Annotated in this window: 17 protein-coding genes; 6 read left to right on the top strand and 11 right to left on the bottom strand. The window is 69.6% G+C overall.

The window, feature by feature from the left end; translation table 11 throughout:
* Positions 1-64: 64 nt before the first annotated feature.
* From AB0M67_RS21395 to AB0M67_RS21375, 5 genes are all read right to left on the bottom strand, one after another.
* Positions 65-769, bottom strand: coding sequence for an alpha/beta hydrolase (locus AB0M67_RS21395; RefSeq protein WP_365747624.1), 705 nt, complete (start codon positions 767-769; stop codon positions 65-67).
* Positions 766-1,368, bottom strand: a complete 603-nt coding sequence (locus AB0M67_RS21390) for a signal peptidase I (RefSeq protein WP_365747622.1) — start codon at positions 1,366-1,368, stop codon at positions 766-768. Before AB0M67_RS21390 ends, AB0M67_RS21395 begins: the two co-directional genes overlap by 4 nt.
* A complete protein-coding gene (locus AB0M67_RS21385; RefSeq protein WP_365747620.1) occupies positions 1,365-1,952 on the bottom strand; it encodes a hypothetical protein in 588 nt (195 codons plus the stop codon). Before AB0M67_RS21385 ends, AB0M67_RS21390 begins: the two co-directional genes overlap by 4 nt.
* 283 nt (positions 1,953-2,235) lie before the next feature.
* Positions 2,236-2,622 (bottom strand): DUF397 domain-containing protein, encoded by a 387-nt coding sequence (locus AB0M67_RS21380; RefSeq protein WP_365747619.1) that lies wholly within the window; start codon positions 2,620-2,622, stop codon positions 2,236-2,238.
* The gene (locus AB0M67_RS21375; RefSeq protein ID WP_365747617.1) at positions 2,603-3,445 is read right to left on the bottom strand and encodes a helix-turn-helix transcriptional regulator; all 843 of its coding nucleotides are present in this window, start codon (positions 3,443-3,445) and stop codon (positions 2,603-2,605) included. The genes AB0M67_RS21380 and AB0M67_RS21375 overlap by 20 nt, the downstream gene beginning before the upstream one ends.
* Positions 3,446-3,555: 110 nt before the next feature.
* Here AB0M67_RS21375 and AB0M67_RS21370 point away from each other — a divergent pair, with 110 nt between their 5' ends.
* Positions 3,556-3,984 (top strand): amidase, encoded by a 429-nt coding sequence (locus AB0M67_RS21370; RefSeq protein ID WP_365747615.1) that lies wholly within the window; start codon positions 3,556-3,558, stop codon positions 3,982-3,984.
* A 16-nt stretch (positions 3,985-4,000) separates the two neighbouring features.
* On the opposite strand, the gene AB0M67_RS21365 is transcribed toward AB0M67_RS21370, so the two are convergent.
* Entirely contained in the window at positions 4,001-4,468 is a 468-nt protein-coding gene (locus tag AB0M67_RS21365) for a hypothetical protein (RefSeq protein WP_365747613.1), read from the bottom strand.
* Between the two features lie 231 nt (positions 4,469-4,699).
* Between AB0M67_RS21365 and AB0M67_RS21360 the strand changes: the two genes are divergently transcribed.
* Together AB0M67_RS21360 and AB0M67_RS21355 are read left to right on the top strand one after the other, a co-directional pair.
* Positions 4,700-5,341 (top strand): cysteine hydrolase, encoded by a 642-nt coding sequence (locus AB0M67_RS21360; RefSeq protein WP_365747611.1) that lies wholly within the window; start codon positions 4,700-4,702, stop codon positions 5,339-5,341.
* A 51-nt stretch (positions 5,342-5,392) separates the two neighbouring features.
* Entirely contained in the window at positions 5,393-6,340 is a 948-nt protein-coding gene (locus AB0M67_RS21355) for a helix-turn-helix domain-containing protein (protein WP_365747609.1), read from the top strand.
* On the opposite strand, the gene AB0M67_RS21350 is transcribed toward AB0M67_RS21355, so the two are convergent.
* The 3 genes from AB0M67_RS21350 to AB0M67_RS21340 all read right to left on the bottom strand — a co-directional run bounded on the left by AB0M67_RS21350 (position 6,257) and on the right by AB0M67_RS21340 (position 9,787).
* Entirely contained in the window at positions 6,257-7,822 is a 1,566-nt protein-coding gene (locus tag AB0M67_RS21350) for a PTS transporter subunit EIIC (protein ID WP_365747607.1), read from the bottom strand. The genes AB0M67_RS21355 and AB0M67_RS21350 overlap by 84 nt on opposite strands.
* A 12-nt stretch (positions 7,823-7,834) precedes the next feature.
* Positions 7,835-8,767, bottom strand: a complete 933-nt coding sequence (gene murQ / locus AB0M67_RS21345) for an N-acetylmuramic acid 6-phosphate etherase (RefSeq protein ID WP_365747605.1) — start codon at positions 8,765-8,767, stop codon at positions 7,835-7,837.
* A gap of 99 nt (positions 8,768-8,866) precedes the next feature.
* Positions 8,867-9,787, bottom strand: coding sequence for a MurR/RpiR family transcriptional regulator (locus tag AB0M67_RS21340; RefSeq protein ID WP_365747603.1), 921 nt, complete (start codon positions 9,785-9,787; stop codon positions 8,867-8,869).
* A 63-nt stretch (positions 9,788-9,850) separates the two neighbouring features.
* Between AB0M67_RS21340 and AB0M67_RS21335 the strand changes: the two genes are divergently transcribed.
* Positions 9,851-10,261 (top strand): hypothetical protein, encoded by a 411-nt coding sequence (locus AB0M67_RS21335; protein ID WP_365747602.1) that lies wholly within the window; start codon positions 9,851-9,853, stop codon positions 10,259-10,261.
* Positions 10,262-10,330: 69 nt separating this feature from the next.
* Here AB0M67_RS21335 and AB0M67_RS21330 read toward each other — a convergent pair whose 3' ends face one another.
* Both AB0M67_RS21330 and AB0M67_RS21325 read right to left on the bottom strand, forming a co-directional pair.
* Positions 10,331-10,933, bottom strand: a complete 603-nt coding sequence (locus tag AB0M67_RS21330; protein WP_365747600.1) for a response regulator transcription factor — start codon at positions 10,931-10,933, stop codon at positions 10,331-10,333.
* Positions 10,930-12,060 carry a histidine kinase gene (locus tag AB0M67_RS21325; RefSeq protein ID WP_365747598.1) on the bottom strand — a complete coding sequence of 377 codons (1,131 nt, stop codon included), beginning with the start codon at positions 12,058-12,060 and terminating at the stop codon, positions 10,930-10,932. The genes AB0M67_RS21330 and AB0M67_RS21325 overlap by 4 nt, the downstream gene beginning before the upstream one ends.
* Positions 12,061-12,225: 165 nt before the next feature.
* Between AB0M67_RS21325 and AB0M67_RS21320 the strand changes: the two genes are divergently transcribed.
* Positions 12,226-13,110 (top strand): ABC transporter ATP-binding protein, encoded by an 885-nt coding sequence (locus AB0M67_RS21320; RefSeq protein WP_365747596.1) that lies wholly within the window; start codon positions 12,226-12,228, stop codon positions 13,108-13,110.
* 36 nt (positions 13,111-13,146) lie between these two features.
* Positions 13,147-13,866 carry an ABC transporter permease gene (locus AB0M67_RS21315; protein ID WP_365747594.1) on the top strand — a complete coding sequence of 240 codons (720 nt, stop codon included), beginning with the start codon at positions 13,147-13,149 and terminating at the stop codon, positions 13,864-13,866.
* The last annotated feature ends 64 nt before the right edge of the window (positions 13,867-13,930 follow it).

Below are 13,930 nucleotides of genomic sequence, written 5' to 3'. Positions count from 1 at the left end.
TCTGTCAGCGTGGAGGCCGGGCCGGGTACGGAACAAGGCGATGGCGATGAGTCGCCAGCGGGGGTCAGCTCGTAGCGGCGGCCTCGGTGAGCAGGACCTGGGCCAGTTCGTGGGGTTGGGAGAACATCGGCCAGTGGCCGGTGTCCAGCTCGACCAGCCGCCAGCGGTCACTGGTCAGCAGCGCGGCCACGCGGGGGCTCGGCTCGGCGCCGTCGAGCAGGCACTTGATGTACGTCGCCGGAAGCTCGCCGAGCGGGCGGGACAGCTCGGCGGGCTCGGTCAGCGAGGCGCCCGGGTGGGGCGTCGAGCCGGTCACGATCCGGGTGATCTGCTCGTCCGTCAGGCCCTGGCCCGCGTAGTCGGGCGCCGCCAGAGGAGGCCAGAAGCCGCCGGTCGCGGCGATCGCGCCCTCCACCATCGCCCGGCCGTCCGGCCAGTCGGAGACGAACGACTCGCCGTCCGCCGGAACATTGGAGTCGACGAAGACCACGCGCGCCAGCCGGTCACCGATCAGCTCGGCGGCCTGGCCGGTCGGAATGCCCGAGTAGCTGTGGCCGACCAGGACGACGTCCCGCAGACCGTTCCGCTCGACCACGTCCACGATGTCCTGGACATGCCGCCGCTGCCCGGCCGGTACGCCCTGCTTCTCCGCCAGGCCGGACAGCGTCACGGCATGGGCGCCATGGCCGGCCGCGCGCAGCTCCGGCACCACCTCGTCCCACGCCCACGATCCGAGCCACGCGCCTGCTACGAGTACGAATTCAGTCATGCGCGGAACCTAGCGGAGGGGTCTGACATTCCTCCGTCGCCGGACCGCCGGCGGCTGTGCAGTGGCAGAGCGGCAAGCGTGAGCAGAAGGGCGAGTCCGAGCAGCATGGCCGTCGCGGGCACGGGCTGCTTGTCGCGCCAGAGCTGGACCGGCAGGCCGATCCAGGGCACGCGCAAGCGTGCGACGCCTTTGAGTGCCGAGGGCCGGACCGGGGTGGAGTCCGGTGCGGAGTTGGCGTCACCCTTGGTGATCAGGTCGTTGTCGGGACGCACCTGGTGGACCCGATGGGTGAGCAGACGGTTGGGCCGGGTGGGGTCCTGGGTCAGCACGATCTGGCCCACAGCCGGAGTGCGGTCGCGCGGTGGCTGATAGAGAACGACGTCGCCCGGCACGAGGGCGGGACGCATGGAGCCGGACTGGACCACGCCCGCAGTCCAGCCCAGGGCCAGCACGGGAAAGTGCGCCCACACCAGCAGCCCGACCATCGAGCCGAGCACGGTACGTGAGATGACCGAGGTAACCACGCGGACCGGGTGCGGGGCGCCGTCGGCCGTGGGGTGGTGGAGCGGGCGGGCGGCCAGGTCACCCGGGAAGGTCACGTCCGTTCCCGCGCTTCCCAGGTGAAAGTCACCTCATTGGTGTTCGAGCCCTGCGAGCCGCCGGGTGCGCTCGGGCTGTACTTCCACGCGAACCGGAAGCTCAGCGAGTTGGGTGGCCTGCCGGTCAGCGGCCAGGGGCCCACGCCGGTGCGGAAGTCGGTGTGCAGGGCGACGAACCTGTCCAGGGTGCCGTCGAACGCGGTCCTGTGCGGAGTGAAGCCGTCGCAGTCCCCGAAGGTGCCGCCGCGGCCCACCTCGATCTTGAGGTCGATGAAGGATTGATAGTTGTTGGGCCAGTTCGCCGAGTTGCTGTACAGCTTGAGCGCCGTGGGAAAGTCGGCGTTCGACTTGACATCGATGCAGTTGGAGCCTGTGTCGCCGGGGCGCATGCTGCCGACGCGGAACATGGGCACCTTGCCGTCATTGGCCAGCCCCGCCGAGCTGGAGGTCCATTCGTTGCCGCTGTTGCTGCTGGTACCGCTCCAGTCGGCGTTGGTGGCCCCCCAGACCAGAGCACCGCTGAGCAGTAACCCGAGCGGAACGGGCACCACTTGTGCCAGCACGCTCAGCCAGGGACGCGCCATCACCCACTCCGTTCAGTTCAATCGCTTTTGCAGCATATTGGCCCCTCCTGTCCCACTTGTAGCGGTGCCGCTCCGTATCGCGATCCGGGTGTGCCAGGTCGGCGGCGATCTGTGGCGGCGGCGCTCCCGCACACGATCTCCCGGGTCGCACTGTCATGACATCGCGACTGATGGCCTCCAGCGACCGCTGTCGGCCGAACGAGGTGACGCGGTCCACGACCGGCCGACGCCCGGACCTGGCGGAGGGCGCTGACATCCCTCCGCTGCCGGGCCGCCGGATGGGTCAACCGATCTTGACGTCGGCGATGAAGGCCGACCACGCCGAGGTCCGGAAGACGAGCACCGGGCCGTCGGGGTTCTTGGAGTCGCGGACGGGGACGATGTCGGGGTGGTCGTCGGCTACTTCGACGCAGCTTCCGCCGCTGCCGTCGCTGTGGGTCGACTTGCGCCAGACGGTGCCTACTTCGACGCAGTCGCCGCCGCTGCCGCCGCTGTGGGTCGACTTCCGCCAGGAGGTGCCGATCTCCAGGCAATTGCCGCCGCTGCCATCGCTGTACGTCGACTTCTGCCAGGTGCCCACTTCCAGGCAGTTCCCGCCACTGCCTCCGCTGTACCTGGACTTACGCCAAGACACGCCGCTCAGGTCGTACTCATGGCTGCTGCTTTTCATGTTCGTAATCCTCCGCCACTGATTCGACCAGGGCCAAGGATTTTTCCGGTGAGAGTGCGCTGGCCCCCACCAGATCGTAGGTCAGTTCGTGGCGGACTACCGTCGCCGGATCGTCCAGCAACTGGCCCGACCCCATCGCCTCCAGGTAGGCGAGTGGTGGTGCGTCCTCAAAGGACATGAGCTTGAGCGCGCCCTCAAGCGCCGCGTGCGCGCCTGCGTCGAACGGCAGCACCTGCACGATGATTCTGTGCCGTCGAATCAGGGTCGCGACATGGCGCAGCGCCTCCGCCATCACCGCAGGTCCTCCGACCGGTCGGCGCAAAATCGCCTCGTCAAGCACCGTCCACACAACGGGCTTTGTTGGATCCTTCAGCAGCTTGGCGCGATCCAAACGAGCTGACACCAACTCGTCGATGACGTCCCCCGGCACCGTCGGGTGATACTCACGGAACACCGCCCGCGCATACGCCTCCGTCTGCAACAAGCCCGGGATCAGCTGCGGCGCGTACTCCTTGATCATCGTCGCGATCGCCTCGGCCTCCGCCGCCTCCGCGAAATGATCCGGATACTTCGACTTCTTCAGCGCCTCGCAATTCCGTAGGAAGAAGCCGTCCGTCTTGAACACCTCATCGAAGTGAATCGCGTATTCCGGCTGCATTCGGCGCGTACCGGCCTCGATCTGGCCGATGAGCGATCCGCTGACGAAGATCGGCCTGCCCAGCTCCTCCTGGGACATGTCCGCTTCGTCGCGCTGATGTCGGAGCTCGGCGCCGAGCATGGCGCGGGGTGAGGACGACGGGTCGAGTGGCTTGGGTCCAGGCACAGGTGCTCCCGGTGAGACAGATGTCGGTGTTGTGCTGCTTCCTCTGTTCACGCTAGCGACTGTCGGCCACTCTGTGTAGCCCAATCAGTCACACACAGTGGAGAGTTGCGTTGCTTCGTACCGAGGACACAAGAGATGCCGTCACCCACCGGTTCAGCCTTGTGCACTGCTCAGCGGACAGTTCCCCGGACTTCGACGACCCCCGTTACGACGGGCTCAAGGCCCGGCCACCGGAGGGATGCACGGTGGTGCGATTCGAGGCGTACTTCAGTCTGCGCTGCGCGCGCCGGGGTGCGACCCTGCTCGACGCCGTGGGGCCGCTGTGCGCGGAGATCAGGGCCGAGCACGGTCTGCTGATGACCGACCTCGGGATCGAGGGGCTCTGGGAGTGGGCCTCCGACGGGACCGACGGCCGGGGCGCGGAGGTGGTGGGGCAGTTGCTGCTGATGGCCGCCGAGCGCGGACCGCTGCTCGGGTACAGCGTGGATGACCTGGTGCGGTTCCTGCGTACGGCGACGACGACGGCGGCGGTGGGCTGAGCGACGTCGTGGACGTTCACGCCCCCGTCGCGGAGCCGGGGCGGATGATCATCAGGACCGTGACCGTCGCCCACAGGAGGTTGAAGATCCCCGTGTGCATGCCCAGGCGCGCGGTCAGCTTGGTGGTCGATGTCCCCGTGGCTTCTTCGAGGTCCGTCACTATCGCCTCCTGGCGCGGCAGTACCAGCGCCATGAGCGTGACGGCCGCGAGCCCGGTCAGGATGATCGAGACGATCAGCCAGGTGTCGCCCAGGACGCCCATCGCGCTCCCGGTGGCGAAGCCGAAGACCGGCACCGCGAGGCCGATCGTCGCGTAGACACGGCAGATGCGGTGCAGCAGTTGTACCGACGACAGCGCCCGGGGGTCCCCGGGCGCTGCCATCGCCCGCCTCGCGTACGGGGGGAACATGCTGGCGGCGACGGTGACCGGGCCGATCGCGACGATCGCGGCGAGGACATGAACGGCGAGCAGGAACTTCGTCACGGCGTGGATCGCTCTTTCGGCTTCGGCGTCGGCTTTCGACGGGAGGAGGGGCGTGCACGCCGACGCTAAGGCGCCGCTCACGGCCGTAGAAGTGGCGCTATTGCCAGGTCCCAACGGATTCTCGCCGTGGCGCGCAGAGGCGGTCAGGGGGTACCTGGCGGAGAATGGAGGTGGTCGACCGCGATCAGGAGGACGGCGGTCGGCGGCGCCGGCCGAGTCCGAGGAGGCACCGTGACCGAGACCTACGACTCCCGCCGTACGGCGGTTCTGCTCGTCGATCCCTACAACGACTTCCTCTCCGAGGGCGGCAAGATCTGGCCCAGGGTCGAACCCGTGGCCACGAAGGTCGGGCTGCTGGACCACCTGCGTTCCGTCGTGGCCGCCGCCCGGGAGGCCGGGGTACAGGTCATCTTCGTCCCGCACCGCCGCTGGGAGCCGGGCGACTACGAGACCTGGGACCACCCGAACCCCACCCAGCGCCAGATCATGGAGCGGCACAGTTTCGCCCGCGGCACCTGGGGCGGGGAGTTCCATCCGGACTTTCAGCCGCGGCCGGGCGATGTCGTCGCGCGGGAGCACTGGGCGCAGAGCGGGTTCGCCAACACCGATCTGGACCTCCAGGTCAAACAGCACGGCATCACACACGTCGTGCTGATCGGCCTGCTGGCGAACACCTGCATTGAGTCCACCGGCCGTTTCGCCATGGAGCTCGGCTACCACGTGACGCTGGTCAGCGACGCCACCGCCGCCTTCCTCCCCGAGATGATGATCGCCGCCCACGAGCTGAACGGCCCCACCTTCGCCCACGCCATTCTCACCACTGAGCGGCTCGTCGGGGCGTTCGCGGCCCGGACTCTCCAGTCCTCGCGCTGACCGCCGCGACCTGGCACAACGACGCCATCGGACAGCACCTAGCCTGTGGTCATGCACACCGTGGCCATCCTCGCGCTCGACCAGGTCATCCCGTTCGACCTGGCCGCGCCGATCGAGGTCTTCTCCCGTACCCGGCTGCCCGACGGCCGGGCCGGCTACCGGGTCGTGGTCTGCGCCGATTCGACGGCCGAGGTCGACGCCGGGCCGTTCGTCCTCCGGGCGCCGTACGGGCTCGACGTGCTCGCCGAGGCCGACACGATCGTCCTGCCCGGTACGGACGACCCGGCCGCCCCGGTGCCTCCGGACGTACTCGACGCCCTGCGGGCCGCCGCCGCGAGCGGCACCCGTATCGCTTCCGTGTGCACCGGCGCCTTCATCCTCGCCGCCACCGGGCTGCTCGACGGGCTGCGCGCCACCACCCACTGGCTGGCCGCCCCGCTGCTGGCCGCGCGCCATCCCGCCATCACCGTCGACGCCGATGTGCTGTACGTGGACAACGGCCAGTTCCTCACCTCGGCCGGGGCCGCCGCCGCGCTCGACCTGTGTCTGCACATGATCCGTAAGGACCACGGCTCGGCCGTCGCCGCCGACGCGGCCCGGCTGTCGGTCATGCCGCTGGAACGGGAGGGGGGCCAGGCGCAGTTCATCGTCCACGACCAGCCACCGGTGCCCGCCGGGGCCACGATGGAGCCTCTTCTGCGGTGGATGGAGGAGAACGCCGGCCGGGAGCTGACCCTCAAGGACATCGCCGCGCGGGCGGCGACCAGTACGCGGACGCTGAACCGTCGGTTCCGGGAGCAGACCGGGACGACGCCGTTGCAGTGGCTGCACCGGGCCCGTATCCGGCAGGCCCAGTACCTGCTGGAGGCGACCACGCATCCGGTCGACCGCATCGCGACCCAGGTGGGGTTCGGGTCACCTACCGCGTTCCGCGACCGGTTCAAGCGTGTCGTCGGTACGAGTCCGCACGTCTACCGGGCCGCCTTCCGGCACGGCTGAGGCGGCGGCGGTGGCGGCGGGTCCGGGCTCCGGCCGTACGTTCAGCTCCGTCAGCATCGTCTTCGTGAAGCCGAAGTAGTACGTGGCGACGAAGCCCACCGCGTAGCCGACCAGCAGCCCGCCCCCGTACACCACGACCAGCTCGCCCAGGCCCTTGTCGCCGTCGAGCAGCGGGAACAGCGCCCAGCCGGACGGGCCGATCGCCGTCGAACCGACCGCCGCGCCGAGCTGGTTGAAGAGGCCCACGAACCCGCCGCCGAACGCGCCGCCGACGCAGGCCGTGATGAAGGGGCGGCCGAGGGGGAGGGAGACGCCGTAGATGAGCGGTTCGCCGACGCCCAGGAAGCCGGCCGGGAGGGCGGACCTGATGGTGCGGCGGATCGAGCCGTTGCGGGGGAGGCGTACGTAGACGGCCGCCGCCGCGCCGACCTGGCCCGCGCCCGCCATGGCGAGGATGGGGAGGAGGACGGTGTAGCCCTGCTGTTCGATCAGGGTGGTGTGGATCGGGATCAGGGCCTGGTGCAGCCCCAGCATGACCAGGGGGAGGAAGAGACCGCCGAGGACGAAGCCGGCGCCCGCGCCGCCGTTCGCCAGCAGCCAGTTCGCGAAGTCGCCGATGGCCGTGGAGATCTCGCCCGCTACGTACATCAGGCCGTACAGCGTGACCAGACCGGAGACGAGGACGGTCAGCGTCGGGGTCACGAGCACATCCAGCGCCTCCGGGACCCATCGCCTGCACCACTTCTCGACATACACCGCGAGCACCGCCGCGCCCAGCGCGCCGAGCACACCGCCCTGGCCCGGGGCGAGCTGCCGGCCGAACGCGTCGATGTTGGCGACGCCCGGGAAGACGATGATCGCGGCGACCGCGCCGCCCAGGACGGGCGTGCCGCCGAACTCCTTCGCCGCGTTGTAGCCGACGAAGACCGCGATCAGCGACATGAAGCCCGAGGCGAGGGCGCCGAGGGCGGGCACGAGGGCGGGGAGCCAGTGGAGGTTGGTGAGGAGACCGTTGAGGCCCGCGATGATGCCGCAGCCGATGAGCGCGGGGATGAGCGGGACGAAGATGTTGGCGATACGGCGGAGGAAGAGCTTGAACGGGGTGGCGTTCCTGGCCTTTCGTTCCGCCTTGATGGCCGCTCCGCGTTCGGCCAGTCCGGCCCCGGTGGGGGTCGCCGCCCGAGGTGCGCGTCCCGCTTCCACCAGGCGCTCGAACTCCGGTGTCACCCGCGCCACCGTCCCCGGGCCGAGGACGATCTGATACGTCTCGTCCTCGACCACGCCCAGTACGGCGGGGAGCGCCCTGAGCGCTTCGTCCTGGACGAGGGAACGGTCGTGCAGGCCGAGGCGGAGCCGGGTCATGCAGTGGGCGATGGACGCGATGTTCGCGGCGCCTCCGACGAGCGGGAGGATCGCCTCGGCCGTGGCGCGGTTTCTGTCGGTGCCGGAGGGTCCGGCTTCGGGTGTGTCTGCTGGTGCCATGGTGCGTGTCTCTCAGTTGGTGCGGGCGGCCTTCAGCGCGGCGCGCAAGTGGCCGTCGGAATCGGTGAGGAGCGAGGCGGCGGTGGGTCCGTCGACCGCGCCGAGGATGGTGAGGATGGCGTTCTTCACCTCGCCGTCGGTGGTGGCGAGCGCGGCCTCGATCTCGTCGTCCGACGCGCCCGTGGCGAGCGAGACGATCCGCCGGGAGCGGGCGCGCAGCTTCTCGTTGGAGGCGCGGACGTCGACCATGAGGTTTCCGTAGGTCTTGCCGCGCCGGATCATGGTGATCGTCGAGAGCATGTTGAGGACGAGCTTCTGCGCCGTACCGGCCTTGAGGCGGGTCGAGCCGGTGAGCAGTTCGGGGCCGACGACGATCTCGATACCGTGCTCGGCGGCGTCGGCCAGCGCGCTGTCCGCGTTGCAGGAGAGCCCGATGGTGAGCGCGCCGAGACTGCGGGCGTGCTCGACGGCGCCGATCGCGTACGGGGTACGGCCGGAGGCGGAGATACCGACGACCGTGTCCTCCGCGCAGAGCTTCATGGCGGTCAGATCGGCCGCGGCCAGCTCCTTGGAGTCCTCGGCCCCCTCGACGGCCGTGACCATCGCGCCGGGGCCGCCCGCGATCAGACCGACGACCTCCTCGGGGTCGGTGTTGAAGGTGGGCGGGCACTCGCTGGCGTCCAGCACGCCGAGCCGGCCCGCCGTACCGGCGCCCGCGTAGATCAGCCGGCCGCCGCGGGCCGCGCGCTCGGCGGTGGCGTCGATGGCGGCGGCGATACGGGGGAGCTGGGCGGCGACGGCGGCGGGGACGGTGCTGTCCTCGCCGTTCATGATGCGTGCGATTTCGAGGGTGGGCAGCTGGTCGATCCCGGCCAGCTCGGGACGGAACGCCTCGGTGGTGAGGGTGTCGAGCTGCGCGCGGAGTTCGCCGTACTGAGAGGTCATGAAGAAGCGGCTCTTTCGTCTGAGTGAGCGGTATGGGGTGCGGGTGCCGAAGTGCCGAGTGCCGGGTGCCCTTGGTGAACGGGTCAGCGGGTCAGCGGGTCAGCGGGTGTTGCGCGGGCTGTGGCGGTGCGCGAGGGCCTCGTACGAGGCGGAGAGCGCGGGCGCGGCCGTCTCGTACGTACGCTGCGCCACGCCTATGAACAGGCAGTCGACGACGAGGAGCTGGCTCGTACGGCTGGACATGGCGGCCGGGCGCAGCTCGCTCTCGCGGGCGGTGGACGTGGTCAGCACGTGGTCGGCGTACTGGGACACGGGAGCGTCCGGGCGGCCGGTGATCGCGACCGTCGTCGCGCCCCGGTCGAAGGCGACGCGGAGCGGTTCGATGACATCGCCGGTGGAGCCGGAGTGGGTGATCGCGATGGCGACGTCGCCCGAGCGGAGCTGTACGGCGTTGGTGACCGCGAGGTGCGGGTCGGAGTGCGCGTGTGCGATCAGGCCGATGCGCAGCAGCTTCTGGGCGAGGTCCATGCCGACGAGGCAGGAGGCGCCGACGCCGTAGATGTCGATCCGGCGGGCGGCGGCGGCAGCGGTGACGACGGCGCCGAGCTGGACGGTGTCGAGCCCGGCGGCGGTATCGGCGAGGGTCTGCTGTTCGTCGTAGGCGAGCTTGGCGACGACATCGGCGATGGGGTCGTCGACGGCTATGTCGGCCGTGACGGCGGGGGCGCGGCCGGACTGCTGCTGGGCGGCGAGACCGGCGAGCGCGAGGCGCAGATCGCGGTAGCCGGGGTAGCCGAGAAGGCGGGCCGTACGGACCACGGTGGCCTCGCTCGTACCGGTCAGCTCGGCGAGACCGGTGACGGTGAGGGCGGCGCAGCCGGCCGGGTCACCGGCGACGGCTTCGGCGACGAGCTGCATGGAGCGGGTCATGGTCGGCGCGAGGGTCCGTACCTTGGCGGCCAGGGCTGCGGGGGCGGGTGGGGCGTCACCGCTGAAACTTTCCTTCACGTCTGGGGTCACTTATGAAAGATATTTTCGGATTTCCGCCCTCGTCAACCCCTCGTCGTCCCTGACAATGGCTGAATGGACGACCCGAACGCCGATGTGAATCCGCTGGAGCAGGCGCTGCACGCCGCCCGCGCCCTGGTACTGGCCGACCTGGCGGCGGGCGATGTCGCGCGCGCCGAGGTCGTGTCGCTGGTGGAGGAGTCGGTGTCGCACCGGCGCTGGTGGGTCGAGCAGTGGCCGCAGGGCGCGGCGTATGTGGCCGGACTGGTGGCGCAGGACGTACAGGACGCCTTGTTGGAACGGTACGGACGGTGGCCGCTCTGCCCGGTCTGCGCCGAGGGCGGCCCGGATGAACCGGGCGGGCCGCACGCGCTGGAGGTGGAACCGGAGCTGGGGCCCGACCCGCACTGGGTGTGCGGGAAGGCGGGGGTGGTGGTCGCGGCGGTGGGATCGCTGGGGTCAGGAGGGGCGGGAACCACTCCGTGACGGTCCGGGACGGGTAAGTGCGAAGTCCCCTCGTCGGTCCCCTCGTCGGTCCCCTCGTCGGTCCCCTCGTCAGAGCCAGTCGTGTTCGCGCGCGTAGCGCGCCGCTTCGTGCCGGGTGCGTGTCTGGGTCTTCCGCATGGCGTGCGAGAGGTAGTTGCGTACGGTGCCCTGCGCCAGGTGGAGACGGGCGGCGATGTCGGCGACGGAGTACCCCTCGCCGGTCACGCGCAGGACATCGATCTCCCGTTCGGTGAGCGGGCAGTCGTCGACGACGGCGAGCGCGGAGACATCCGGATCGATCCAGCGCTTGCCCTCGTGCAGGAGGGTGATGACCGACGTGATGTGCGCGGGTTCCGCCGACTTGCTGACGAACCCCTGGACTCCGAGTTTCAGGGCTTTGCGGAGCACCCCCGGCCTGGCATGGCGGGTCAGCATCAGGATCACCTGGTCAGGCCGCTCGCGGCGGATCTGTGCCACGGCGCCGAGCCCGTCCACACCGGGCATCTCCAGGTCGATGACGAGCACATCGGGCCGGTGTCGCAGTGTGGCCAGGACAGCCGATTCGCCGTCCTGCGCCTCGGCGAGCACGGTGATCTCGCCTTCGAGGGGCAGCAACGACGCCAGCGCCTTACGGAGCAGAGCCTCGTCGTCGGCGAGCACCACGGTGGTCATCGGCCGTCCTCCCTAGCCCCGGAGGGCACCGTCGCCGGGCGGAGGCGGGGAAAGGCCGCGGCCGTGAGGAAGCGCCCGTTCTCCTGCTCCACCGTCAGCTCGCCTCCGTTGTCGCCCACGCGTTCCCTGAGGGTGGCCAGGCCCCTGAGCCCCGGGAGCGGGGTCTCCCGCGCACCGTCGTTGACGATGCTGATGCCCGACCGCGAGAGAGTGATCCGCACCCGTGTGGCCTGCGCGTGGCGCAGGATGTTGGTCGTCGTCTCGCGGAGGACCTGGCCGAGCAGCCCGTTGACGCTCTCATCGGCATCGGCCTCACGGTTGACACGTACGCGGATGCCGGCGGCTTCGAAGAGGTTCTTCGCGTTCTCCAGCTCCACGGACAGGTTGAGCCGCCGCTGTGCGTAGGCGAGCTCCTTGGTCTGGGTGATGGTGTCGCCGACCAGCGCGCGCACCTCCCGTAGCTCCTCCTCCACGCGCCCGATGTCGCTGCGCAACAGCTTCTCGGCCAGCGTGATCTTCAGCTTCACCACATGCAGTGTGTGGCCCTGGATGTCGTGCAGATCACTGGCGAAACGTACGCGTTCCCGGATGACGGCCAGCTCCGCCTCGCGTTCTCGTGCCTGCTCCATGACCTTGTAGAACCCATGGTTGGCGAAATGGGCGCCGATCGTCACCAGCGCGACGGCCGTGGGGATGAGCACATAGTCGACCAGAACGCCGGGAACATCGTCCCGTGATTCCGTCAGCCTCGCCGCGCCCACCGCGGCGACGTACGCGACGAGTCCCACGGCCGCCGCGCCCCGGTGGCGCGGCAGCCGGGGGATGAGGTAGGGGCCCACGATCGTCAAGCCGTAGAACGCCGTGCTGCTTCCGGTCACCAGCACCCCGAACGGCCACACGGCCGCCGTGATGATCAGACAGGGGAGTACGACGCGGGAGGTGTCGTCCTCCGACCACCGCGCGAGGACCAGCAGGCCCGCCGCCACGCCCAGGGCCAGGACGGCGGCATCCCACCAGGTCCGGGCGTCGGTCGCCACCAGCAGCGCCCCGACGGCGGCCAGCGGCGGGACGAACGTGACGCGGTTCCATCTGCGCAGTGGTCCCTGAGGCGTCTCGGCGTGCTCCATGTGCGCCTTTCCGGGCTCGAACAGCAGAGTCTGCTCCGGAGTATTCTCCCGGCTCCGCGGGTGGCGCCAGTGACACCGCGTCATGCGTTCGCCGAAGGAATGTCACGGCGGGGTGATGACACCACGCCACTGCCGGACAGGCGTCATGACGGCTGAGATCGACCCATGACCTCGACACCAGTCATCGACGTTGAACGACTGAACCTCAGCTACGGCGAGTTCCACGCCGTGAAAGACCTGTCCTTCCAGGTGAGGAAGGGGGAGCTCTACGCGCTGCTCGGCACGAACGGGGCCGGCAAGACCTCGACCCTGGAGACCATCGAGGGCCACCGCCCGGCCACCTCGGGCACCGTGCGGGTCTTCGGGCAGAGCCCGCGCGACCGGCGCGCCGTGCGGCCCAGGATGGGCATCATGCTCCAGGAGAGCGGATTCTCCCCGGACCTGACGGTGAAGGAATCGGTCCAGCTGATCGGAAAGCTCTCCCGGCGTGCGGACAGGGCCGAACGCGTGCTCAGCATCGTCGACCTCACGGACAAGGCCGGCACCCAGGTGTCCCAGCTCTCCGGTGGTGAGAAGCGGCGTCTGGACTTCGCCACCGCCGTGTACGGGAACCCCGAACTGATCTTCCTCGACGAGCCCACCACCGGTTTGGACATCCAGTCCCGGGACGCCCTGTGGGACGCCGTGGAAAAAATGCGCGAAGACGGATCCACCATCGTGCTCACCACGCACTACCTGGAGGAGGCACAGCAGCGCGCCGATCGCATCGGGCTCATGCACAAGGGCACCTACCACCAGGAAGGGACCGTCGCCGAGCTGACGCGGACCCTGCCGGCCGCGATCCGCTTCTCCCTGCCGCCCTCCGCACCCGCGCTGCCGTTCCAGGCCACGCGCGAGAGCGACGGGAAGGTCCTCGTCAAGACCTTCACCTTGCAGGAGGACCTCCACAGCCTGCTCGACTGGGCGCACGCCAACGCGGTGGAGCTAAGGGAACTCCAGGCCGGACCGACTCGGCTCGATGACGTCTTCCGCGCCATCGGCAGCGCGTAGACACCACCGGAACTTCCCGAGAAAAGGACTTACGCCATGCTCTCCATCGCTTTCAGCGAGCTGATCCAGATCTTCCGGAACCGGCTGGTTCTGCTCAACAGCTTCATCATTCCCGTAGGGGTCTGCGCGTTCTTCGTGTACAGGCACGAGATCTTCGCGGACCTGACCAGCCTCGGCTACATCGCGGGAGTGGTGATGTTCACCGTGGCCGCGTTCGGGCTCTACACATCCACGGTGACCACGCTGGCCTCGCGCCGCCAGACCCTCTTCCTCAAGCGGCTGCGCTCCACCCCGGCGAGCGACGCCGACATCCTCTCCGGGCTGATGCTCCCGGTCACCGTCCTCTCACTGCTCCAGGTGACCGCGATCCTCGCCGTGCTGGCCGCGGTCGCCGGCGAGCCGGCCAATGTTCCCCTCCTGGCCGCGGCGGTCCTCTCGACGGTGATCATGATGCTCGCCCTGGGACTGGCCACGGCGGGACTGACGAACTCCCCCGAGCACGCCCAGGTGACCACGCTGCCCGTCAGCCTCGGCGTCATCGCCGTGACCAGCTGGGTGGGGATCACCGGCACCGAGGAGTTCACCCTGGTCAAGCGGCTGCTCCCGGGTGGCTCGGCCACCGAACTGGTCCTCAACGCCTGGAACGGCGGTGTTCCCCTGGCGGACTCGCTGCTTCTGCTGCTGCCCACACTGAGCTGGGTCGTCGTCTCCATCGCGCTGGCCTCCCGGCTCTTCCGCTGGGAACCACGCCGCTGAGCGTTGCCGCTGGCCGGTGCCGAAGACGGTGCCGCTGACCGGTGGCGCTGGCCGGTGCCGATGA

Source organism: Streptomyces sp. NPDC051662 (assembly GCF_040681655.1).
Taxonomy (GTDB): domain Bacteria; phylum Actinomycetota; class Actinomycetes; order Streptomycetales; family Streptomycetaceae; genus Streptomyces.
Note: the sequence above shows the minus strand (reverse complement) of the source record. Positions and strands in the feature narration are given on the sequence as shown.